General features: G+C 61.0%; 20 protein-coding genes. 4 read left to right on the top strand and 16 right to left on the bottom strand.

Annotated features, from left to right (window positions below; genetic code table 11):
- Window positions 1-27 precede the first annotated feature (27 nt).
- From ACZ445_RS21415 to minC, 7 genes are all read right to left on the bottom strand, one after another.
- On the bottom strand, window positions 28-195 hold the full coding sequence (locus tag ACZ445_RS21415; protein WP_183133332.1) for a hypothetical protein: 168 nt from the start codon (window positions 193-195) through the stop codon (window positions 28-30).
- 221 nt (window positions 196-416) lie between these two features.
- Window positions 417-1,565, bottom strand: a complete 1,149-nt coding sequence (locus tag ACZ445_RS21410) for an integrase core domain-containing protein (protein ID WP_464707537.1) — start codon at window positions 1,563-1,565, stop codon at window positions 417-419.
- 109 nt (window positions 1,566-1,674) lie between these two features.
- Entirely contained in the window at window positions 1,675-2,964 is a 1,290-nt protein-coding gene (locus ACZ445_RS21405; RefSeq protein ID WP_058424651.1) for a M18 family aminopeptidase, read from the bottom strand.
- Window positions 2,965-3,159: 195 nt separating this feature from the next.
- Window positions 3,160-3,795, bottom strand: coding sequence for an RluA family pseudouridine synthase (locus ACZ445_RS21400; protein WP_464707536.1), 636 nt, complete (start codon window positions 3,793-3,795; stop codon window positions 3,160-3,162).
- 96 nt (window positions 3,796-3,891) lie between these two features.
- Entirely contained in the window at window positions 3,892-4,146 is a 255-nt protein-coding gene (gene minE, locus ACZ445_RS21395) for a cell division topological specificity factor MinE (protein ID WP_003175252.1), read from the bottom strand.
- Window positions 4,147-4,149: 3 nt separating this feature from the next.
- Entirely contained in the window at window positions 4,150-4,962 is an 813-nt protein-coding gene (gene minD / locus ACZ445_RS21390; protein ID WP_003209098.1) for a septum site-determining protein MinD, read from the bottom strand.
- A 166-nt stretch (window positions 4,963-5,128) separates the two neighbouring features.
- The gene (minC, locus tag ACZ445_RS21385) at window positions 5,129-5,866 is read right to left on the bottom strand and encodes a septum site-determining protein MinC (protein WP_058424650.1); all 738 of its coding nucleotides are present in this window, start codon (window positions 5,864-5,866) and stop codon (window positions 5,129-5,131) included.
- Between the two features lie 119 nt (window positions 5,867-5,985).
- Between minC and ACZ445_RS21380 the strand changes: the two genes are divergently transcribed.
- Both ACZ445_RS21380 and ACZ445_RS21375 read left to right on the top strand, forming a co-directional pair.
- Window positions 5,986-6,921 carry a lipid A biosynthesis lauroyl acyltransferase gene (locus ACZ445_RS21380; RefSeq protein ID WP_179029222.1) on the top strand — a complete coding sequence of 312 codons (936 nt, stop codon included), beginning with the start codon at window positions 5,986-5,988 and terminating at the stop codon, window positions 6,919-6,921.
- Between the two features lie 149 nt (window positions 6,922-7,070).
- A complete protein-coding gene (locus ACZ445_RS21375) occupies window positions 7,071-8,195 on the top strand; it encodes a patatin-like phospholipase family protein (protein WP_464707534.1) in 1,125 nt (374 codons plus the stop codon).
- Window positions 8,196-8,309: 114 nt separating this feature from the next.
- Here ACZ445_RS21375 and ACZ445_RS21370 read toward each other — a convergent pair whose 3' ends face one another.
- From ACZ445_RS21370 to puuE, 8 genes are all read right to left on the bottom strand, one after another.
- The gene (locus tag ACZ445_RS21370; protein ID WP_464707533.1) at window positions 8,310-9,095 is read right to left on the bottom strand and encodes an outer membrane protein OmpK; all 786 of its coding nucleotides are present in this window, start codon (window positions 9,093-9,095) and stop codon (window positions 8,310-8,312) included.
- A gap of 23 nt (window positions 9,096-9,118) precedes the next feature.
- Window positions 9,119-9,286 carry a hypothetical protein gene (locus tag ACZ445_RS21365; protein ID WP_156790787.1) on the bottom strand — a complete coding sequence of 56 codons (168 nt, stop codon included), beginning with the start codon at window positions 9,284-9,286 and terminating at the stop codon, window positions 9,119-9,121.
- Window positions 9,287-9,531: 245 nt separating this feature from the next.
- The gene (locus tag ACZ445_RS21360; RefSeq protein ID WP_179029224.1) at window positions 9,532-10,878 is read right to left on the bottom strand and encodes a nucleobase:cation symporter-2 family protein; all 1,347 of its coding nucleotides are present in this window, start codon (window positions 10,876-10,878) and stop codon (window positions 9,532-9,534) included.
- 194 nt (window positions 10,879-11,072) lie between these two features.
- The gene (locus tag ACZ445_RS21355) at window positions 11,073-12,356 is read right to left on the bottom strand and encodes a urate hydroxylase PuuD (RefSeq protein WP_179029874.1); all 1,284 of its coding nucleotides are present in this window, start codon (window positions 12,354-12,356) and stop codon (window positions 11,073-11,075) included.
- A gap of 51 nt (window positions 12,357-12,407) precedes the next feature.
- Complete coding sequence (locus ACZ445_RS21350; RefSeq protein ID WP_058424644.1) at window positions 12,408-12,911, bottom strand: ureidoglycolate lyase; 504 nt, start codon at window positions 12,909-12,911, stop codon at window positions 12,408-12,410.
- A gap of 127 nt (window positions 12,912-13,038) precedes the next feature.
- Window positions 13,039-14,034 carry an allantoicase gene (gene alc / locus ACZ445_RS21345; protein WP_010208835.1) on the bottom strand — a complete coding sequence of 332 codons (996 nt, stop codon included), beginning with the start codon at window positions 14,032-14,034 and terminating at the stop codon, window positions 13,039-13,041.
- Between the two features lie 41 nt (window positions 14,035-14,075).
- Entirely contained in the window at window positions 14,076-14,591 is a 516-nt protein-coding gene (gene uraD / locus ACZ445_RS21340; RefSeq protein WP_058424642.1) for a 2-oxo-4-hydroxy-4-carboxy-5-ureidoimidazoline decarboxylase, read from the bottom strand.
- Window positions 14,588-15,514, bottom strand: a complete 927-nt coding sequence (gene puuE / locus ACZ445_RS21335; protein ID WP_058424641.1) for an allantoinase PuuE — start codon at window positions 15,512-15,514, stop codon at window positions 14,588-14,590. The genes uraD and puuE overlap by 4 nt, the downstream gene beginning before the upstream one ends.
- A gap of 345 nt (window positions 15,515-15,859) precedes the next feature.
- Here puuE and uraH point away from each other — a divergent pair, with 345 nt between their 5' ends.
- The gene (gene uraH, locus ACZ445_RS21330; RefSeq protein WP_015885122.1) at window positions 15,860-16,213 is read left to right on the top strand and encodes a hydroxyisourate hydrolase; all 354 of its coding nucleotides are present in this window, start codon (window positions 15,860-15,862) and stop codon (window positions 16,211-16,213) included.
- A gap of 165 nt (window positions 16,214-16,378) precedes the next feature.
- Window positions 16,379-21,598 carry a dermonecrotic toxin domain-containing protein gene (locus ACZ445_RS21325; protein WP_464707532.1) on the top strand — a complete coding sequence of 1,740 codons (5,220 nt, stop codon included), beginning with the start codon at window positions 16,379-16,381 and terminating at the stop codon, window positions 21,596-21,598.
- Here the strand turns inward: ACZ445_RS21325 and ACZ445_RS21320 are convergent.
- Window positions 21,588-22,214 carry a LysE family translocator gene (locus tag ACZ445_RS21320; protein ID WP_058424639.1) on the bottom strand — a complete coding sequence of 209 codons (627 nt, stop codon included), beginning with the start codon at window positions 22,212-22,214 and terminating at the stop codon, window positions 21,588-21,590. The two genes, ACZ445_RS21325 and ACZ445_RS21320, sit on opposite strands and share 11 nt — an antisense overlap.
- Window positions 22,215-22,221: the final 7 nt, after the last annotated feature.

Here is a 22,221-nt window from a genome sequence, read left to right as displayed (position 1 = left end):
GGTTGAGCGAGTGTACGAGTGCAAGCGTCATTCGGCCAGTTTGGCGAGGATCTTGTACACCACGGTGCCCAGGATCAGCAGCATGCCGAGCCACATGCCTAAAACGCCGAGGGGCTTGTCGCGAAAGTTGAAACCCACGGCCAACATGATCATGCCGATCAGGATAGGAATAATCATGGCGTGGAAGGAGGACATGGAGATCATGGGAGGGGACGGCCTTGTCGGAGTGGGAATACTGACAAGTCTAGGTCGGATTGTGAGAAGTGCAGGTGATATAGATCAGGCGTACACAACACCAATGTGGGAGGGGGCTTGCCCCCGATTGCGGTGGATCAGCGTCAGGTGTAGTCACTGGCACACTGCTATCGGGGTGTAGAACCGTAGACATCGTTTACATCTGAAACCGGGGACATCGTTTACACATTTGAGGCTTGGACGCGGGTCATACCTCGTCCAAGCCTCCCCAAGGGATAATCACACAGGTACAAATCCCAGGCATCATCCTCAGCTTCTTTAAGCCCTATCCTTTCTCCGGATAGGGCCTCGCTGACAAATACCAACTTGCCGTTCCACTTGATCGATCCATCCTGCCTGACGCTTCGCACCCGCATTTCTGCCGGATACTCCACATCGGGCAAGCACCCTGGGTAAAGCCGAGTAGACGGCACGTACACATCTCCCGGACGTTTCATACCAAGCGCTTCATGAGGGCGTACGTAATTGAACTCATGCCGGAAGTGCTCCAGCAAAAGCTGCTGCTCCACCAAGTTGCTCCCTAGCGGTAGCTCAAGTTTCAGGCTGCGATGCATTCGTTCGTGTCGACCATTCTGGGCAGGTCTTCCCGGCATGGTTCGCTCGGGATAGATACCTAAACGGATCCACCAGACGGCCAGTGTGGATATCCTCGCCAGGCCAGGAGAGGCGAAAGGGACTCCGTTGTCAGAACGAATGACTTCCGGCATGCCGTAATCCTGAAAAAGCCGCTCAAAGGTTTGTTTTACAGGCTGGGTCATGATTTTAGGATGAGCCCTGCAAGCCAGAATCAAACGGGATGCATGGTCTGTAACCGTCAGCGGGAAGCACATCTGGGCGTTGAGCATCTTGAATTGCCCTTTGTAGTCCACGCACCAGGTTTTGTTGGGGTCATTGGCCTCTCGCATTTCAATATGCGAGGTACCGTGCCGACGCTTGAACCGCCGTTTGCTGACCAGCCCAAGTCGGTCAAGCCATTGGCCGGCTGTACTGGGAGACGGCCAATCGATAGAGGGATCTTCAATTCGCAATAGCTCAATGAGCTTCTTTGGCCCCCATTTATCGTGGGCTTCCTTCATGGCCACTACGCGAGCGAGGATCTTATCGTCGGTCTTGTTGGGGCTGTTGTGGGGTCGACGAGAAACCTCGGCTAACGACTTCAAATCGCCGTTATGCCGAGCAATCCATTTGTCTACGGTAGGTCGACTGACACCGAAGCGGCGGGCCAGTTGGCTTTTCGTGAAGTTACCCGAAAGCCAGTCAGCAACCAGCTTGATTCGTTGGTTCATGGGGGACTCTTGGTTCCAGGGCATGATCAGTTACCTCCTGATCATGCGTATTAACCTGTAAACCATGTCCCCGGTTAGAAATGTAAACGATGTCCCCGGTTTGTACCGGGGCAAGCCCCCTCCCACATTCAGATCAGGGCAGATCGTGGCTCGCGTAGAACGCCCCCAACACCTTCACCAGGTGCGCCAGGTCATGGCTGCCGCACAGTTCGCGGATCGAGTGCATGGCAAACGTCGGCAGGCCAATGTCCACGGTGCGCACGCCCAGATGGCTGGCGGTGATCGGGCCGATGGTAGAGCCGCAACCCATGTCGCTGCGCACCACGAAGCTCTGCACTGGTACTTCCTGGGCCATGCACAGGTGGCGGAAGAACCCGGCGGTTTCGCTGTTGGTGGCGTAGCGCTGGTTGCTGTTGACCTTGATCACCGGGCCGGCGTTGAGCTTGGGGCCGTGGTTGGCGTCGTGTTTCTCGGCGTAGTTAGGGTGCACGCCGTGGGCGTTGTCGGCCGACACCAATAGAGATTTCTGTATGGTGCGTACGAATTCATCACCTTCTGGCAGCAGGCGACGCAGGGTCTGCTCCAGCATCGGGCCATCGGCGCCGCATGCCGAGCAGGAACCGACTTCTTCGTGGTCGTTGCACACCAGCACGCAGGTTTCTTCGCTGTCGCTGGTGAGCAAGGCTTGCAGGCCGGCGTAGCACGACAGCAGGTTGTCCAGGCGTGCACCAGCGATGAAGTCGCCATTCAGGCCAATGACCGCAGCGCTTTGGGTGTCGTAGAAGCTCAACTCGTAGTCGAGCACCACGTCGGCGTTCAAACCATGCTCGCGCGCCAGTTGATCGGTGAGCACGGCGCGGAAGTCCACGCGCTCGTCACCGGCAAATTGCGCGAGGATCGGCGGCAGCTCGGTCTGGGCATTGATCGCCCAACCCTGGTTGGCTTCACGGTTCAGGTGAATGGCCAGGTTGGGGATGATGGCGATGGGTAGCTTGAAATCGATCAACTGGCTCTCGACCTTGCCGTCGCGGCGGAAGGTCACGCGGCCGGCCAGGGACAGGTCGCGGTCGAACCACGGCGCCAGCAGTGCGCCGCCGTAGACTTCCACGCCCAACTGCCAGAAGCCCTGGCGTTGTAGCTCAGGCTGCGGCTTGACCCGCAGGCACGGGCTGTCGGTGTGGGCGCCGACCAGGCGGATGCCACCCTGCAGCGGCGAATGACGGCCGAGCTTGAAGGCGATGATCGAAGAGTCGTTACGGGTCACGTAATAGCGCCCGTTGGTCTCGGTGGCCCAGGTCTCGCGCTCATCAAGACGCTGGTAACCGGCCGCTTCCAGGCGCTGGGCGAGGGCGGCAGTGGCATGAAAAGGAGTAGGGGAGGCCTTGAGGAAGTCGATCAGGCCTTGATTCAACGCTTCGCGCATAAATAGCTCCAGACAGCAATGCGCGGAGTTTACCGTATTGGCTCCACATTTGAAGTGAAGCTACCTCCTTGAGCACAACACAAAACCACTGTGGGAGCTGGCTTGCCTGCGATAGCGGTGTGTCAGTTCCACATTTTTTGTAGAAAGACCGCTATCGCAGGCAAGCCAGCTCCCACATTGACTGCATTTGCAGCATTAGAACGGTGCCGGGCACTCAAAGCGCAAACGCTCGCCGCTTTGCGGGTGGGTGAAGCTGAGCATGCTTGCGTGCAGGCACAGGCGCGGCCACGCGGCGAGGGCCTGTTCATGGGCGTATAGCCCGTCACCCAGCAACGGGTGGCCGATGGAAAGCATATGCACGCGCAACTGGTGCGAACGCCCGGTAATCGGTGTCAGCTCGACGCGGCACCAGTCCCCGCAACGTTCCAGCACCTTCCAGAAGGTCAGCGCATGCTTGCCGAATTCATGGTCGACCACATGGCGTGGTTTGGTCGGCGGGTCGTAGCGCAGCGGCAAATCGATGCTGCCACTGCCCAGTTCCGGTTGGCCCCAGGCCAGGGCGGTGTAGGCTTTTTCGGTTTCACGGTCGTGAAACTGGCGAGACAGCTCGCGGTGCGTGTCGGCATCCCGCGCCAGCAGAATGATGCCCGAGGTTTCCCAGTCCAAGCGATGGACGATACGGGCTTCGGGGTAGCCGTTTTCCTGCAGGCGAGTGATCAGGCAGTCCTTGTTGTCGTCGGCGCGGCCAGGCACCGAAAGCAGCAGGGTGGGCTTGTTCACCACCAGGACGGCGTCGTCCTGATACAGGATGTGGATGTTGGACAGCGGCATTAAACAGCCTCGTAACAAACGCCAACGGCGGCTCGCCCACCCGGTTCCCGAAAAGGGATCAAGGTGACCGAGCCGCCGTGGCGGCCGCCTGTTCGATCAACGATCAGGCAGGGTGATATTGAGTTCCAGAATCGAGCAGCTGCCGTCATTTTCCAGGGCGACATGCACGTCATCGTTGCCGATATTGACGTACTTGCGGATCACCTCGACCAGTTCCTTCTGCAAGGCTGGCAGGTAGTCCGGCGTGCTGCGTTGGCCGCGTTCGTGCGCCACGATGATCTGTAGACGCTCTTTCGCTACCGACGCGGTACTTGGCTTTTTGTTGGCGCGAAAGAAGTCGAGAAATTTCATTGTTTAGTTGCCTCCAAAGATACGCTCGAAGAATCCCTTCTTCTTGACATCGAGGAAGCGGTGTTCCACGGTCTTGCCCAACAAGCGATCGACGGCATCGCTGTACGCCTGGCCGGCGTCGCTCTGGTCATCAAGAATCACTGGCACACCCTGGTTGGAGGCTTTCAGGACCGCCTGGGATTCTGGAATCACGCCCAGCAGGGTCACTGCGAGGATTTCCTTCACGTCTTCAACGCCGAGCATCTCGCCGTTGCTGACGCGCTCAGGGTTGTAGCGGGTGAGCAGCAGGTGCTCCTTGATCGGGTCTTCGCCTTTCTCGGCGCGCTGGGATTTGCTGGCCAGCAGGCCGAGCATGCGATCCGAGTCACGTACCGAGGAGACTTCCGGGTTGGTCACCACGATGGCTTCATCGGCAAAATACATCGCCAGGTGAGCACCGGTCTCGATACCGGCCGGCGAGTCGCAGACCACGTATTCGAAGGTTTCCTTCAGCTCGGCCAGGACTTTGCCTACGCCTTCTTTGGTCAGCGCGTCTTTGTCGCGGGTCTGGCTGGCGGCCAGCACGTACAGGTTCTCAAGGCGTTTGTCCTTGATCAGGGCCTGTTGCAGGTTGGCTTCACCGTTGACCACGTTGACGAAGTCATACACCACGCGGCGTTCGCAGCCCATGATCAGGTCGAGGTTACGCAAGCCGACGTCGAAGTCGACGATAACTGTCTTGTGGCCGCGCAGAGCGAGGCCGGTACCGATAGCGGCGCTGGTGGTGGTCTTACCCACACCACCCTTGCCGGATGTAACCACGAGAATCTTGGCCAAGGTGTTTCACCCCTAAGGAAAAAGGACTTTTCAGTCCCTGAAAAACATCTCTTGGAACTCGCTGCAGGCGGACAGCCTTGTAGGAAAAAATAATTCCTACATAAGTAATGCCGGTTTCGCTGTGCTATCAGAGTCTAGAGATGCTTGGAAAATGCGGCAGTATCCGTTAAAGACGGATGATGTTCAACACATCGCCCGACAGGTTGACCTGCACCGAAGCCCCCCACAGCGGATCACGGCGCAAATCTTCCGAAACCTTGTACTGGCCTGCGATGGACACTAGTTCAGCGGTCAACTGCTGGCAAAAAATACGGGCCTTGGTATCACCCTTGATGCCGGCGAGGGCACGTCCGCGCATCGGGCCGTATACATGGATGTTGCCATCAGCGAGAAGTTCCGCCCCCGGGCTGACCGAGGAGACCACCACGAGGTCGCCACCCTGGGCGTAAATCTGCTGCCCGCCGCGTACGGGCGAGGTGATGATCTTTGTAGGCTTGATCGCAGGCTCGGGTGGTTTTTCCGGTTTTTTCTTCTCTTCGCCGACCAATGGTTCGAGCGGACGCTCGCGCGCGCCGGACGGTGGCAGTACTGGCAATTCAATGGCGATGGCCGCCGCGATATCTTCGATACGGCTAGCGCGAATCGCCAGGGTACGCAGGCCATGGGAACGGCACACGCGCATCAGGCCGGGCAAATCGATGTTGCCCTGGCCGGCGGGCAACTTGTCCAGGGCCAGCACCAGCGGGGCGTTGTTGAAGAAGTTCGGCGCCAGGGCGACCTTGGCCGCCAGCTGGCGGTCCAGGGCGTCGAGGTCGTTACGGGCGAGTTCCAGCACGGTGATGGCGAGCATGCTGCCTTTCAGCTGGAACACGGGATCTTGGTCTAGCGGTTCGGTTTGGCTCATGGTCGGCAAAAGCGGCTTGTCACGAAAAGTGTCGAGACTTATAACGAGAACACTCACCCGCCGCAAGCCGGGTCGAACCGTTGTAGAATGCGCGGCCCTTGTCTTTACCGGAATCTGTAATGGATCGCCCGCGTTTTCGAGCTGTATTTTTTCACCCGCGTTTCTGGCTGTTATGGCTGGGGCTCGGCCTTTTGTGGCTGGTCACCCAACTGCCGTACCGCGCGCTGCTGACCATCGGTCGCCTGCTGGGTGCGGGCATGTACCGCGTGGCCGGCGAACGCCGCCGCATCGCCGCACGCAACCTGGAACTGTGCTTCCCGGAAAAGTCCGCCAAAGAACGTAAACAGTTGCTCAAGGAAAACTTTGCCTCCACCGGCATCGCGTTCTTTGAAATGGCCATGAGCTGGTGGTGGTCGCGCCAGCGCCTGGCGCGCCTGGCCCACGTCGAAGGCCTGGAACACCTCAAGCAGGCCCAGTTGGATGGCAAGGGTGTGATCCTCATGGCCCTGCATTTCACCACCCTGGAAATCGGCGCCGCGCTGCTGGGGCAGAAGCACACCATCGATGGCATGTACCGCGAGCACGGCAACCCGCTGTTCGACTTTATCCAGCGCCGTGGCCGCGAACGTCACAACCTCGATTCCCTGGCCGTGGAGCGCGAAGACGTGCGCGGCATGCTCAAGCTGCTGCGCGCCGGTCGTGCCATCTGGTACGCACCGGACCAGGACTATGGCGCCAAGCAAAGTATCTTCGTGCCGTTGTTCGGCATCCAGGCCGCCACAGTGCCGGCTACCAGCAAGTTCGCCAAGCTGGGCAAGGCGCTGGTGGTGCCGTTCACCCAACAGCGCCTGGCCGATGGCAGCGGTTACCGCCTGGTGATCCATCCGCCGCTCACCGATTTTCCCGGCGAAAGCGATGAAGTCGACTGCCTGCGCATAAACCAATGGGTTGAAGCCTCGGTGCGTGAATGCCCCGAGCAATACCTGTGGACCCACCGCCGTTTCAAGAGCCGGCCGCCGGGTGAGCCCAAGCTGTACGAAAAACGCCGTCGATAACACCAATGCCCTTTTAGGAGCGAGCTTGCTCGCGAAAAAACGCAAGAACGCCGCATTTGTCCTGGATGAATGCGGCGCTTTCAGGTTCTTCGCGAGCAGGCTCGCTCCTACAAGGGATGCTCTGATTTTCTTTTAAATGGAGTGACGCAATGCGCCCAGCTGAACCGGTTACAGGCTTGATTCTTTCCGGCGGCGGGGCGCGAGCGGCGTATCAGGTGGGGGTATTGGCGGCGATTGCCGAGTTGCTGCCGCCGGGGGCGCCCAATCCTTTTCCGGTGATCGTCGGCACCTCGGCCGGCGCTATCAATGCAGTGAGCCTGGCCAGTGGCGCCACCGACTTCACCGCCGCGATCCAACGCCTTACCGCGTTCTGGCAGGGCTTTCGCAGCCATCTGGTGCTGCGCAGTGATTGGCCGGGAGTGATCCGCCAGGCGAGTCGCTTCTTTATCCACAGCCTGCTGGGTTTGGGCGCGCAAGTGCCGGTGGCACTGCTCAACAGCACGCCGCTCAAGGCGCTGCTCAAAGACAAACTGCATCTGGACGGCATCGACGAAGCGATCCGCAACAAACACTTGCATGCGGTGGCGGTCACGGCCTTCGGCTATGAGTCCGGCCAGGCGGTGACCTTCTATCAGGGCGGCGGCACCATCGATGCCTGGTTGCGCCACCGCCGTATCGGCCTGCCGACTCAACTGACGGTCGAACACCTGCTGGCCAGCTCGGCGATCCCCTTGTTGTTCGCGCCGGTCAAACTCGACCAGGAGTACTTCGGCGACGGTGCGGTGCGCCAATCAGCACCGATCAGCCCGGCGTTGCACCTGGGGGCCAGCCGCGTGCTGGTGGTGGGTGTCAGCGGCAACCCACGGGGTAATGAGCCGGCGGTGCAGCGCAGCTACACCGGCCAGGAACCGACCCTGGCGCAGATCGGTGGGCATATGCTCAACAGCACGTTCATTGACAGCCTGGAAGGCGATATCGAATTGCTCGAACGCTTGAACCAGTTCAGCCATGTCGCGCCTGGTGTGGCGGCAGTGGAGGTGCTGGTGATCGCACCCAGCCAGCCGATCGATGAGATCGCGGCGCGGCATCGCCAGGAACTGCCGGCGGCGTTGCGCTTGTTTCTGCGCGGGCCGGGGGCGACCAAGACGAGCGGGGCGGGGGTGTTGAGTTACTTGTTGTTCGAGGCGGGGTATTGCAGCGAGTTGATCGAGCTGGGGCGCAAAGATGCGCTGGCCAAACGTGAGGAAATCACTCGGTTCCTAGGCCTGGCATAGATCCAAATGTGGGAGGGGGCTTGCCCCCGATAGCAGTGGGTCAGTCACTGATGTACTGACTGACACACCGCTATCGGGAGCAAGCACCCTCCCACATTTGTCTTGCAGTGGCTTTTAGAAGTGATACTTGACCAGGAAACTCGCCGTGTCCTGGTTGGTCTTGAACGCGCCGGAATCTTCGATCCCATACTTGTTCTTCCAGTAGTCGTATTCAAAGCCCACGTACAACTGCTTGTCGCCCCAATGCAGCGCCTTGCCCAGGTCATATTTGACCTGTGGGTTGAAGTGCAGGTTGGCGTGGTAGGTGCCACGGGCGTTCTTGTCGTTATCCGTCACCCAGTCCATGAAACCGTCGATCAGCACGTCGGAGTTGCCCACGGGGATGGTGTAAGACCACACCGGGGTGATCTGCCAGACGCCGTCACCCGGGCGATTGCCTTCGGTCTGGCGCTGGTAGAAGTTCAACTGGAAGTAATCGAAACCGGGGATGTTCAAGTCAAAGCCAGGCCCGAGCAGGTACGACTCGTTGTCGCCTTCGCCGAACTCGTAGGTGAAGGCCAGCAATACATCTTTAATCGGGCCGAACGACAGGTCTTTATCAAAGATTTTGCCGAATGACAGGCGCGGGCTGATTTCGCCGTAATAGGTACTGGGCCCGACGTTGCCGTCTTCCGTGCCGTTGTAAAAGATGCGGTCGACGAACACAAAGTTGTCACCGTACTTCCACGCATCGGCATGTTCGAACGTGACGGTTTGCTGAATCTGCGGGTTGACGGTAAAGCTCTTGCCCCACAAGTAAGTCAGGCTGTTGTTCTGCCACTGCAACAGGTCACCGGCCACGGCTTGGCCACCGGCCAGCAGGGATCCCGCCAGCATCAGGCCTTTGAACATAGGTTTCATTCGGTTGCTCCCGAGTTAAAGTTTTATGGTTTTTCTTCTACGCAGGCGCTCTGGTGTGGCGCCTTTTGGTTCGCTGCAAAAATCGTCTGTTCGGTCAGCTTTAGTGCTTTTAGCAAGAGCTGCGCCAAGGTGTTTAAAAAGCCAAAAAATCCCCGTCGGCTGCATGAGATGCAGTCGAATTCAGAGGACATTTGCGCACTTTGGCTGCAGACAGGAGGCCGGGATAAGTTGGCCTTGCAGTCAGCTTTTACATTCGCTGTTTTTTTTGAGTCGATTCGAGCGGGCGCGGAGAATACTGGCTCCCAGGCCTGGGCTCAAGTGCGCCGTTACAGCGCGTGCGGGGCGAGAATGGGGCACGGCTTGTGGCCGGCCCCAGGAGAAGGGTGTGCATGTTGATGTTCCCTGTTTCGTTATTGTTTTTGTGCGAACGAAGGAATCAATGCGTAGGAGCAACGGCAGGTCGTTCAGAACCGCCGAGAATGTTGAACAGGATATTCAGCGACAACGCGCTGAGGGTGGCCATGGCGATACCGCTGTGGGTAATCGGGCTCATCCATAGCGGCAGCTGCGCGAAGAACTCCGGGCGAACCACCGGGATCAGGCCCATGCCGATGCTCACCGCCACCAGCAATTGGTTGCGCCGGTCGGCGATATCGGCTTCCTGCAGGATCTTGATCCCGGTCGCCGCCACCATGCCGAACATGGCAATTGCCGCACCGCCCAATACCGCCGGCGGGATCGACGCGACCAGGTACGCCGCCTTGGGCAACAGGCTGAGCACGATCAGAAACGCGCCGGCCATCATCGTCACCGAACGGCAGCGCACGCCGGTCATCTGCACCAGGCCGATGTTCTGCGCGAACGAAGAGTGGGTGAAGGTGTTGAAGAACCCGGCGAAGAATGACGCACCGGCATCACACAGCAGGCCGCGCCGCAGCATCTTCGGCGTGACGTCCTGCCCGGTGATCTTGCCCAGCGCGAGGAACATCCCGGTGGACTCGACAAAGATGATCACCACCACCAGGCACATCGACAGGATCGGCGCCAGCTCGAACCTGGGCATGCCGAAGTGCAACGGCGTCACCACCTGCACCCACGGCGCCTGGGCCAGGCCGCTGAGGTCGACCATGCCGATGGCACCGCACAAGGCGTAGCCCAGGCCCATGCCGATCAGCACCGAGATGTTCACCCAGAAGCCACGCATGAAGCGGTTGATCAGCAGGATGGTGGCCAGTACCAGCGCGGCAATCGCCAGGTAGACCGGTGAGCCGAAGGTCGCGGCGGCGCTGCCACCACCGGCCCAGTTCACCGCCACGGGAAACAGCGACAGGCCAATCGCGGTGATCACGGTGCCGGTCACCAACGGCGGGAAAAAACGCACGACCTTGGACATGAACGGTGCGATCAGCATGCCGAAGAACCCGGCAGCGATGGTCGCACCGAAGATGCCCTGCAGGCCGATACCGGGCATGCCGGCCATGGCGACCATGCTGCCGACGGCGGCGAAACTGGCGCCCATCATCACCGGCATGCGGATGCCCACCGGGCCGATGCCGAATGACTGCACCAAGGTGGCGATGCCGGCCACCAGCAGGTCGGCGTTGATCAGAAAGGCGATTTCTTCACGGCTGAGGCCTGCGGCCTGGCCAATGATCAAAGGCACGGCGACGGCGCCACCGTACATCAGCAAGACGTGTTGCAGGCCTACCAGAATCAGTTGCAAGAGGGGCAGCCGCACCAGGGCGGGTGCGGCGGGAATCTGCGGTTCGGCTAACTCGGTCATGCAACACCTCGGATCTTTTTTATTGTTGTGTTGTTCGGCATTCAATTGCCGGGTAGAGCTCAATCTTCAAAACACTGGAGACCCTTGTGGGAGGGGGCTTGCCCCCGATTGCAGTGGTTCAGTCACTGATGCGTTGAATGACACACTGCCATCGGGGGCAAGCCCCCTCCCACATTTGGATCTGCGCCAGCCTGTCAGTTGGTACGCGCCCCCTGGTTGATCCAGGTGCCAATCAAATCGCGCTCCTGCTGGGTCATCTGGGTGATGTTGCCCAGCGGCATGATCTGGCTCGCCACGGCCTGCGCCTGGATACGCGCCGCCTGCTGCTGGATCTGCGCCGGGGTGTCGAACATCACGCCAGCGGGTGCGGTGCTGAACAGCGGGCTGGTGGGCTTGGCCGAGTGGCATACGGCGCAGCGTTCCTGGATTACGCCGTGGACCTTGTCGAAATCAATCGTCGCCTGGGCCGGCGCAGGTTCAGCAACGGGTGCGGCAGGCGCTGCCGGTTTCAAGCCACCGCCCAGTGCGGTTTCCGGCAACGGTTGGTACTCGATGGCCGCTGGGGCCTTGGCCACTTCGGCCACCGGCTTGGGGCCGGTCACGTAGGCCAGGCTGATCATCGCCAGCGCACCCACCGGCAACGTCCACGCATACTTCTGGCTGTTATGCCGGGTGTTGAAGTAGTGACGCACCAACACCGCCGCCACCGCGATGCCCGCCAGGATCAGCCAGTTGTATTGGCTGCCGTAGGTGCTCGGGAAGTGGTTGCTGATCATGATGAACAGCACCGGCAAGGTGAAGTAGTTGTTGTGACGCGAACGCAGCAAACCTTTGGCGGGCAGTGCCGGGTCCGGCGTACGGTTTTCCGCGATCGCCGCCACCAGCGCGCGTTGTGCCGGCATGATGATGCGGAACACGTTGCCCACCATGATGGTGCCGATCACCGCACCCACGTGCAGGTACGCGCCACGCCCACTGAACACTTTGCTGAAGCCGTACGCGGCGGCAATCAACAGCACGAACAGGATGAAACCGAGCAGGGCAGGGCGCTTGCCCAGGGCCGAGTCGCAGAGGAAGGAGTAGATGAACCAGCCGGCGAACAGTGAGCCAATGCCCAGCAACACGCCTTGCGGGCCACTGAGGCTGCTGCCCGGGGCCAGCAGGTACAGGGTCGGGTTCCAGTAGAACACCACGCACAGCAGCGCGATGCCCGACATCCAGGTGAAATAGGCTTCCCATTTGAACCAGTGCAGGTTGTCCGGCATGGTCGGCGGGGCCAGTTTGTATTTTTCCAGGTGGTAGATACCGCCACCGTGGATCGCCCACAAGTCACCGGCCAGGCCGCTCTTGGGGTTGACGCGATTGAGGTTGTTTTCCAGCCAGACGAAGTAGAAAGAAGCGCCGATCCACGCGACGCCCGTGATCATGTGAACCCAGCGCACGCTCAGGTTCAGCCATTCCATCAAATGTGCTTCCACAGTCTTTACCTCTCGCCTGTCACCCTTGTTGTCGGGTGATCAGACCTTCTCTTATTGGTGGGGGGCGAGGATCAACCGCTCATCCTCTTTGAAAAAATGCTCATCGCAGTTATTGCCTGTGCCACTGCGATCAACCACCAGGAAGTCATCCCGCTTTTCGATCGTCAGCACCGGGTGGTGCCAGACGCCGCGATGGTAATTAATGCCCTGCCTGCCGTTGGTGACGAAGGCGCGGACCAAGCCCGATACAGGTGCATCGCCAAGGGGCGCGACCACGATCAGAAAGGGGTTGCCGAGCAGCGGGATGAAAGCCTGGCTGCCCAGCGGGTGTCGTTCCAGCATGCACACGGTCAGCGGCATGTCCTGCGCGTCGGCGCGGAAGATGCTGATGATCGCGTTGTCCTCCGGCGTTGCGGTTTCCACCGTTGCCAGTTTGTGAAAGCGCATGGTCGACCCGTTGTTGATCATGAAGTGATCGCTGCCATCGGTTTCGATAACGTCTCCGAAAGGGGCGAAGGCTTCTTTGGTCAGGGGTTCGATCATCAGTGTGCGCATGGCTGTCTTCTTATCCGAATTTTGTGTTGTTTGTTCTGCCGCCATCGCGGGCAAGCCCGCTCCCACATTTTGATTTGTGAATACAGTCAAATGTGGGAGCTGGCTTGCCTGCGATCGGGTTCACCGCTTACTTGGCTACTTTGCCCAATACACGCAGGCGGCTCACGCCACCGTCCGGGAACACGTTCAGGCGGATGTGGGTGATTGGCCCCAGCGCCTTGATCTGCTCGGCGAAGGTGTGTTCAGCGTGCATTTCCAGCTTCTGCGCCGGCAGCAGTTCGCGCCAGAACAGCGATTGGGTTTCGATCTGGCTGTCGGTACCGCCCTTGACGAACGCGCCCTGGATCGAGCAGGTGTCCGGGTAGTTGCCCTTGAAGTGCAGGGTGTCGACGATGATCTTCTCGATCTCGCCCGGGTGACCCAGCGCCACGATCACCCAGTCATTGCCTGGCGTGCGACGACGCGCGGTTTCCCAGCCGTCGCCCATGTTGATGCCACGGCCCGGGTTGAGGATGTTGCTCATGCGGCCGAAGTGTTCATCGGAGCAGGCCAGGGCACGGCCACCGTTGAGTGCCGCCGCCAGGTCAACCTGTTCGTTGTCGCCCACCGAGGACCAGTCACGGAACGGCACGCCGTACACGCGCAAACGGGCTACGCCGCCGTCCGGGTAGATGTTGAAACGCAGGTGGCTGAACGCCTGGTCGTTGTTGATCTCATGGTAGTGGTGGCTGTTGCCTTGCAACTCGACGGCGGACAGCACTTCGACCCACTGGGTGTTGTCATCCGGCTCGCCCGAAGCCAGGAAGCAGGCTTCCAGGGAGGCCGATGGCGGGAAGTTGCCGGTGAAGAATGAAGTGTCGATGTCCACGCCTTTGATGCTGCCTGGTACGCCAAGGCGGATCACGGCGCTGTCGTAGCCTTCGAAGCGCTTGCGGCGCGATTCCCAGCCGTCCATCCACTTGCCGTTGTCATCGAAAACGCCCTCCTTCCACACGGCCGGGGTCGGCTGGAACAGGCGGTTGGCGTCGGCGAACCAGTCATCGGTGACGGAGATGATCTTGGTGCCCAGGCGGGCGTCGGCCAGGTTGACGAACTTCTCGAAAGGTACGGCGTAAGCTTTCATTCTTCTTGTCTGCCTTAGATAAAGTGGCTGGGGATGGTCGTTTAGAGGGTCAGTAAACGGAACAACGCGATCTTGTTGATCTCGTCCAGCGCGCACTTGAACTCGGTGTCCACCGAATTGTGGATGCGCGTTTCGAACGCGGCGAGGATCTGGTGCCGGTTGCTGCCTTTTACCGCCATGATGAAGGGAAACTTGAACTTGGCCTTGTAGGCGTCGTTCAGCTCGGTGAAGCGCGAGAACTCTTCGGCCGTGCATTGGTGAATCCCCGCGCCAGCTTGCTCATCGGTGCTGGCTTGGGTCAGTTGGCCCTGGACGGCGGCTTTGCCGGCCAGGTCCGGGTGAGCGTTGATCAGCGCCAGTTGGCGGGCATGATCAGCGCTCAACAGGATGTCGCTCATGCGCTGGTGCAGGGTCTCGATCTGGTCGATCGATGCGTCCTGGCCCAGGTCGAAGGCCTTTTCGGCCACCCATGGCGAGTGTTCATAGATATCGGCGAAGGCAGCGACAAACGCATCGCGGCTCAGGGTCGAGGGTTTCAGGCTCTGGAACGCAGTCATTTGGCCGCTCCCGTGTAGGGGTGGGTTTCCTGCCAGTGGCGGGCAATGTCGACGCGGCGAGTGAACCACACCTGCTCGTGGCCTTTGACGTACTCGATAAAACGCTTCAACGACGCCAGGCGCGCCGGACGGCCGATCAGGCGGCAGTGCAGGCCGATGGAAAGCATCTTCGGTGCCTCGGCCCCTTCGGCGTAGAGCACGTCGAACGCGTCTTTGAGGTACTCGAAAAAGTCATCGCCCTTGTTGAAACCCTGCACCTGGGTGAAGCGCATGTCATTGGTGTCCAGGGTGTAGGGGATCACCAGGTGCGGCTTGCCGGTGGGGTTGTTGGGTTCCCAGTAGGGCAGGTCGTCGTCGTAGGTGTCGCAGTCATAGAGGAAGCCGCCTTCCTCCATGACCAGCCGCCGGGTGTTGGGGCCGGTGCGCCCGGTGTACCAGCCCAGTGGGCGTTCGCCGGTGAGTTCGGTGAGGATGCGGATGGCTTCGAGCATGTGCTCGCGCTCCTGGGCCTCGTCCATATATTGGTAGTCGATCCAGCGGTAGCCGTGGCTGCAGATCTCATGGCCGGCGTCGACCATGGCGCGGATCACATCCGGATGGCGCTGGGCGGCCATGGCCACGGCGAAGATGGTCAGCGGGATGTCGAATTCCTTGAATAGCTTGAGGATGCGCCACACGCCGGCACGGCTGCCGTATTCGTACAGCGACTCCATGCTCATGTTGCGCGCGCCTTGCAGCGGCTGGGCCGAGACCATTTCCGAAAGGAACGCTTCGGATTCTTTGTCGCCGTGCAGGATATTGCGCTCGCCGCCTTCTTCGTAATTGAGTACGAAAGACAGCGCAATGCGCGCCTTGCCCGGCCAGTGGGGGTGAGGAGGGTTACTGCCGTAACCGATCAGGTCGCGTGGGTAGTCAGCGCTCACTGCAGTCTTCCTTCTTGTTCGTCGTAGTAGCGATGAGTGATTGTATACAACTTATCGCGCACTTTGTAAGCCTACATTTCTGCATTTTTTCGGCGTAGCGCTAGACCAGAGGTGTAGCAAGAAACTTGCCTGGTTGGTCAGCTAATGGACAAAAGGTCTTTTAAAAGCAAGGATAACGCGCAGATTGCCCTGTTGAGCCATGGCAGTAGGCTGATCTGGGAGTTTGTGATTTTTATTGTGTACAATTTTTTTAAAAAGTGTCTTAATCGATCATCGCCGTCTTTTTCGATGCCCTGAAAAAGTGCGGATCACTTTTCTACTCACCACAGGAGGCGCGTAGACGCCATGGGACGCTTGACCACACACGTACTGGATGCCGCACACGGTTGCCCCGGCAGCGCAATCAAGGTTGAGCTGTACCGCGTCGAAGGCGCGCAGCTGGAACTGGTGGCCACCGCGCAGACCAACAGCGACGGCCGCTGCGACGCACCCTTGCTGCAGGGTGACGACTACCGCAGCGGCGTGTACCAATTGCAATTCAGCGCCGGCGACTACTATCGCGCCCGTGGCGTGCAACTACCGGAACCGGCCTTCCTCGATGTGGTGGTACTGCGCTTCGGTATCAGCGCCGAGCAGGATCACTACCATGTCCCGCTACTGATTTCGCCCTACAGCTACTCCACCTATCGCGGTAGCTGAGCGTCACCTCGCTTCACACCCCCAAAGCTCTTCGTTGGTTTCGCCCGCGCACACTGCGGGCTTTTTTTCGCCGGGCGTTTGTCCATGCGTCCGTTCAATTATGTGACGCACACCTTAGAGGGATGAGGCCTAGGCTCGGCGTCTTTCGTACAAGAAGACGCCGTCATGAACTCCGACCCTCTCAACCCCGTAGTCTCGGCATCAGAAACCGCCCCCGCTGAGCCCTTTGATCTCGATAGCCCCATTCAGGCCAGCGAGGCCCGTGATCAAGCCGTTCGCCGCTCGCTGACGCACCGCCTCAACGCAACCGCCCAACCCAGCCGACTGATCAACCAATGGCGCGGCGTGAACACGCGCTGTATCGAATCCTCAAAGGCGCTCAAGCGCCTGATAGGCAGGGCGCCGCGGGTGTTGCGGGTGATTCGTTTCGCGCTGCAGGAAGCCTTTGGCCTGGACCCGGACAACCTGCTGTTCACCGAGCCGCTGCCGCCACGTCCGGCGCAGAAAGTCGACAGTCTGACCGAGCGTGCGCTGGGGTTGTTCAGCGATCCGTCCTTGCCGATCAACCTTAACCAGTACACCGCGCTGAGCCTCAAGGACGACCCTGCGCGCAAACTGCCTTTTACCGCCCTGCAGGCGCTGGAAAGGGTCAGGGGCCTGGGTTTGATGGCTCGGCTCGACAACCAGGTGCGTGAATACTGGCAGTATTTGGCGTACGGCTCGTGGTTGACGCGCCAGGCGCGTTGGGTGCAATTGCGCAAGCGTTTGTTCATCGACGCGGGCTTCCTGGCGCACCAGCTGGATGAACTGTCGGATGCGGGTTGGGCGTTGGTGCAACAGGCGGTGGACGCGCCTTCCGACGAGGCACGCCAGCGTGCGGGTGGCGATTGGGCTGGCGTGCGCGTCAGCACAGTGCTGTGGCCCGGCACGTTTCAGACGGTGCTGGCCATTCCCGGTGCCCTGCACTTGTACCGTGAGGGCGCGGCGCAGCAGGCGCCCCACGTGATCTATCTGCCAGGGATGGCCCGCGCATTCTATGAGTTCAGCGCTTGGGAACAGGTGCAATGCGGCTTGACGAGCCTGCTGAACGGCGCGTTGTTCAGCGTCCTGTGGCAGTGCCTGCCGCTGCGCCGTCGCCACGAAGCCTGTCGCGGCGAGACGCAGTTGGCGCGTGGCGCTGCGCTGACCGGCGATGCCTTGCAGCACAGTGCAATCGCCGTGCTTGATGCGCAATGGGACAACGAGCTGGCGTGTGCGTTGTCGATCAATCACGCGACGGTAGCGGCGCCGCCTTCACTGGAGCGTGACACGGCGCGCTTCCTGCGGTTTATCGAAAAAGGCCGGGACCGACTGGCGATCGCGGAGCGCCTGGGCACTTCCCTGGGGGCGTTGTTGGGCTGGGACGCAACGCGGCGTGCGGGCGAAATCTTCCTCGGCCAACTACCGCTCGGCTTGGCCTGGCGCCACCGCGAACAGCAGGTGGAACGCTACGAAAAGCGCCTCATGACGCTGCTCGACCTACAGGACCCGAGCCGGGAGAGCACGGCCTATGAAGCGCTGGTCGCGCTCAATGGACAATGGCAGGCACAGGCCGATGCGGTGCAGGCCTTGTCGCAAGGGCCGGATGAACGCCTGCTGAGCCCGGCATTCTGGCTGGAACACCCAGACGACACGCGCAACCGCACCACCTTGTTGTTGATCGCCCAGCGCGAGGCGTTGTTGCATGAGGTGCAACGGCTGCAGCATTTGAAACTGATGGCCGAGGCGCCCTTGCAGCGCCTGGTCGAAGTGTTGAACAAGCCCCTGGCCAGCGACCGCAAGGGCAGCGACACGTGTGTGTTGCGGGTGCTGTTGGGCGGCGAGGGGATGCTGGGGGCGTTCGTGGTGACGACAAAACAGGCCCTCGCCACCCCGGAACGGACGCAGCCGGTGCTGCTGTGTGTGGCCGGACGCTTTGGCGGGCTGGCCGCATTCGACAGCCTGGAGACGCTATCCGAGCGCCTGCGGGCCAGCCTGGGCAGCCGCGACGGATCGCCTCTTTGGCAGTGCGTGGGGCGTGATCGGCGCCAGGCGTTGAAGGCAGCGCCGACCTTCACGTTGATGTACGAAGTGCTTGAGGAACATGTGCTGCATCATGGGCTCACTGAACTGATCAACCACTACACCCGGCTCGACCAGGAGGTGGACCAGGGCTCGCGGCTTTTCAGTGAAGTCCGCGACCCGGCGCTGATCCGGATGTTGTTGGCCGCCGAGATGCGCGAGCACGTGCTGGTGCCGGCGCATGACGCCTTGATCGAGGCCATGGCCAACCTGGAGCTGCTGCGGTTCGCCGCCGCGCAGGCGAAAAAACTGCCGGCATGGCTGGGCCAGGCGCAGGCCGATCAGCGCAATGCCTACCGACGATTACAGCTGCATTACCTGAGCAGTGCCCAGGCATTCGAAGCCAAGCTCTGGCGTGAATTACCGGAGCTGGAAGCTTTCGCGCGCAAGCGGCTGATCGCTCAGTTGACGCTGGATGGGTTGTACCCGGAGGTGGACATCGATCAGCCTTTGCTCGATATGCCCGATGACGTCAGCGCCCACTTCTGCGGGTGGACCAGCCAGTGCGGGGTGGGCGAGCGGGATGTGAAGAAAGTCGTCAGCCCGCAGCGCACCACGTTCAGCTTGCTGCAATTGGCCCTGCACAATCTGGATGCCCAGGCGCCCTGGACCGAATGGCGCTTGAACCGTGCGCGCTACCTGGCGCCGCAGTGGCAGCAGCGCTTGAATAGCCGTTACTTGATCAAGACCCTGTCAGCCCTGGATATCGGCGGGCGCTATGACACGTTGATCCAGCAAGTGTTTTATCCACCCGCTTCCGTGCCCCCGCCGTTGCCTGGTGGACTGATTGACCGGGTGCTACGCCAGCAGGCGCGGATGCATGTGTTTTCGGCGGCACGGCAGGGCCTGAGTGCAAAGGCCCAGAGTATGTTCAACAGCATGATGGCCGCGCAGGAGGTGGCCGATCTGAACCGCAACGGGCATCACCTGCGACTGCACTTCGTGCGCCTGTGCGGCCATACCCTGGAACACGACCGGCATATCGCCGGGGTGCTGGTGACCCACGACGAATCGGCAGGGTTGTGGCTGGTGTACTGGCCCGCCGCAGTGGATGGCCCGGCCATTGCCGAGTACATGAGCCGGGAGCAGGCTGTCGCCGCCTTGAACCAGGCTTGGGCGACCCCGGCCAATGTGAAAGCCCTGGCCCATCAGGTGGCACCGGGGTGGGAGACGCAGGCCATCGCCAGTTACCCCGTCGTCGGCAGCGGGGGGGCGATGGTGGCTACCGGTGGAGCCAGACTGGTGTTTGCTCCGGTGCGTGGGTTCTATGTGCTGGAAACGGTCGAGGCCATCGCCCGGTTCATTCGCTCGTTCAAGGTCAAGCACCGCGTTCCAGCGGTGGTCGTGGAAGATATCCAGACGCAGATTAACGAACAGATCGCCACCGCCCCGAACGCCTGGCTCGACTTCAGCACGACCACCGCCAGCCATGCGCTGGCCCTGCTGGCGCACGCGCGGATGTTCGACATCCAGCACCGTGCACAGGGGCGTGCCGTATCGGCCAGGACGTTGGAGGCCTACCGGCAAGAGCGCTTGGGCGAGCAACACGCGGCCACGCTGCGTGGGTTGCTGTCGTTCGTACCGGTGATCGGCCTTGGGGTCAGCCTTTACGAGATTCTGTTGGCGGCCAGGCGCTTTCATCACAGCCGCCAGCCCGGTGAGGCAGTGGACCTGGTGTTTGTCACGCTGCTGGGCTTTGTGGATGTGTTGACTGCGTTCATTCCCGGACCCAAGGGCGCGCGGATGACAGGCGTGGCCGCCGCACGCGCATCGATGCGCGGTGCCCTGGGCCGGCTGCATCGTCGTCATGGATTGGTCGGCGGCGGGCTGTCTGCGCTGAAACCGTCGGGATCGCTGCCCGCCAAGGCGCTGGAACGGTTTCGCAAGGACCTGTCGCCCAGTGTCGCCGTCGAGTTGCAGGGGCCGGGCAATCGGGGCACTTACGTCAAGGGTGGCGAACAATTTGTGCTCGACGATACCCATCAATACCCGGTCTATCGGCGCCAGGATGAACAGGTGCTGCGTCTCAAGCATCCGCAGGACGATGTGCAAAACGAGCTGATTCTGCACATCGAGGAGCCCGGGGAGTGGCTGCTTGGCGCCGATGCCCCGCCACCCCAGCCGCAGCCGGGGCCCAGTACCGAGATGTGGCGGCCGTGGGCCACAACCCCCAGCGCCCAGGAGTGGTCGCCGCCTTCTCATGCGATGCTGCAGGAACACGTGGGCCGTGCCGCCCATCTGCCCGGTGCAGGGCAAGGGTGGGCGTTCGATTCCCGAAGGGTGCTGACAGACCTGTTGCCCGAGCGCGGGATCTTCCGGCTGTCGGGCGGGGAGGGGGAGCGGGCCTTCGATGTGCTGCGCCAAGACGGGCGTTTGTTCCGGTTGCTGCCCGAGGGGACCAACTCTTCGTTCCAGAGCATTATCTTTCTCACCCGCAACCGGGCGCTGGCCCCTCAAGCGGCCACCGACATTCACTTCTGGTTGGGCGCCGGCTTCAGTGAGCAGCCGATTCCTGCGACGCTGGGCGCCGATGGCCTCTGGAAGGCGCGGCCGGTGCTGTTCCTGGAACCGCTGGAAAACACCATGGGCCGAGTGTTTCCCCGCATGAAGGAACTCAGCCGGCGCTTCGCCAGCGAGCGCTTGATCGAACTGGCCGACGCCGGTCGTGAGGTGACGGCCAGTCATCTGTTGACCATCCGCGCCACCCTGGATGACTGGCTCGCCCCCGGCGCCGTAGCCCACACCGATGACCTGTTGAAAATGTTGCGCCCCACCTATAGCCGGCGGCGCTTGGCTTTCTACATTGGCTATGAAGGCCGTTCACCGGGATTTACGCGCATGGACTTCACCCTGCCAGCGCCCCTTGATCCCACCTTGCGCGTGAGCACCCGCGAAAACGCCAGTGCCAGGGCCCAAGTGGTGCAGGCGGTGATTGCCCAGATGCTGGAACAACAGGGGTTTGTCATCCACTCGATCGAAAAACGCATGGGCGGGCAGTACTCGGTGGATTACTTCTGCACGCACCCCAAATCCAACGCCAAGTACTACGTGCTCACGCGCTGGGTGAAGGACAGCACCGTTAACCTGCGGTCCGCCACCAGCGTGCAACTGACTGACGAATGGTTCAGGCGGCGCAGTGTGGCGCGCACTTATTCGGAGCATATGCCCGAGATCAGTCAGGCATTGAATCAGAACCGCCTGGTCAAGATCATTGCCGGTATCCAGTGGACGGGGCGTTCCAACCCGACGGTGTTTTTCGTCAAGTTCGGCGGGGTCAGCTCTTGAGCAACGACAGCGCGCCTGCGCCACCGAACAGCCCGGCGCTGACGCGGTTGAACCAACTCTGGCCCTTGCCACTGCGCAGGTAGCGCGCAGCGCCGTGGGCACTCAAGCCGTAGGCCAGCTTGCACAGCAGGTCGAGCACGGTCCAGGTGGCGATCATGATCAGCAACTGCGCCAGGAACGGCTGCTGGCTGTTGAGAAACTGCGGCAGGAACGCGGCAAAGAACAGGATGTCCTTGGGGTTGCTGGCGCCCAGCACAAACGCGCGCCCGAACAAGGCGCGAAAGCGTGGGGTCGGCGCGGCCTGCGGGACCTCGGCTCCCTGGCTGGGTTGACGCGACTGCTGCCAACTCTGCCAGGCGAGGTAAAACAGGTACAACGCGCCGACGATCTTCAGCGCGCTGAACAGCTGTTCCGAGGCCAGCAGCAAGGCACCCAGGCCGAGCGCCGAAGCGCTGAGCAGGCAGATCGAGGCGCTTACGCCACCGAGGAAGGCGGGGTAGGCGCGGCGCAAGCCATAGTTGAGGCTGTTGCTGATCATCAACAACGACAGCGGCCCGGGGATCAGGATCACCACCAATGCCGCGCCACTGAACAACAACCAGGTTTCCAGACTCATGCCTTGC

The organism is Pseudomonas allii, from assembly GCF_055380095.1.
The sequence above is the reverse complement of the archived record's forward strand: the minus strand, read 5'-3'. Positions and strand labels throughout refer to the sequence as shown.

Coding starts and splice junctions, on each gene's coding strand:
- ACZ445_RS21415 (WP_183133332.1), bottom strand. CDS start 195: ATGTCCTCCTTCCACGCCATGATTATTCCTATCCTGATCGGCATGATC.
- ACZ445_RS21410 (WP_464707537.1), bottom strand. CDS start 1,565: ATGCCCTGGAACCAAGAGTCCCCCATGAACCAACGAATCAAGCTGGTT.
- ACZ445_RS21405 (WP_058424651.1), bottom strand. CDS start 2,964: ATGCGCGAAGCGTTGAATCAAGGCCTGATCGACTTCCTCAAGGCCTCC.
- ACZ445_RS21400 (WP_464707536.1), bottom strand. CDS start 3,795: ATGCCGCTGTCCAACATCCACATCCTGTATCAGGACGACGCCGTCCTG.
- minE (WP_003175252.1), bottom strand. CDS start 4,146: ATGAAATTTCTCGACTTCTTTCGCGCCAACAAAAAGCCAAGTACCGCG.
- minC (WP_058424650.1), bottom strand. CDS start 5,866: ATGAGCCAAACCGAACCGCTAGACCAAGATCCCGTGTTCCAGCTGAAA.
- ACZ445_RS21380 (WP_179029222.1), top strand. CDS start 5,986: ATGGATCGCCCGCGTTTTCGAGCTGTATTTTTTCACCCGCGTTTCTGG.
- ACZ445_RS21375 (WP_464707534.1), top strand. CDS start 7,071: ATGCGCCCAGCTGAACCGGTTACAGGCTTGATTCTTTCCGGCGGCGGG.
- ACZ445_RS21370 (WP_464707533.1), bottom strand. CDS start 9,095: ATGAAACCTATGTTCAAAGGCCTGATGCTGGCGGGATCCCTGCTGGCC.
- ACZ445_RS21365 (WP_156790787.1), bottom strand. CDS start 9,286: ATGTCCTCTGAATTCGACTGCATCTCATGCAGCCGACGGGGATTTTTT.
- ACZ445_RS21360 (WP_179029224.1), bottom strand. CDS start 10,878: ATGACCGAGTTAGCCGAACCGCAGATTCCCGCCGCACCCGCCCTGGTG.
- ACZ445_RS21350 (WP_058424644.1), bottom strand. CDS start 12,911: ATGCGCACACTGATGATCGAACCCCTGACCAAAGAAGCCTTCGCCCCT.
- alc (WP_010208835.1), bottom strand. CDS start 14,034: ATGAAAGCTTACGCCGTACCTTTCGAGAAGTTCGTCAACCTGGCCGAC.
- uraD (WP_058424642.1), bottom strand. CDS start 14,591: ATGACTGCGTTCCAGAGCCTGAAACCCTCGACCCTGAGCCGCGATGCG.
- uraH (WP_015885122.1), top strand. CDS start 15,860: ATGGGACGCTTGACCACACACGTACTGGATGCCGCACACGGTTGCCCC.
- ACZ445_RS21325 (WP_464707532.1), top strand. CDS start 16,379: ATGAACTCCGACCCTCTCAACCCCGTAGTCTCGGCATCAGAAACCGCC.
- ACZ445_RS21320 (WP_058424639.1), bottom strand. CDS start 22,214: ATGAGTCTGGAAACCTGGTTGTTGTTCAGTGGCGCGGCATTGGTGGTG.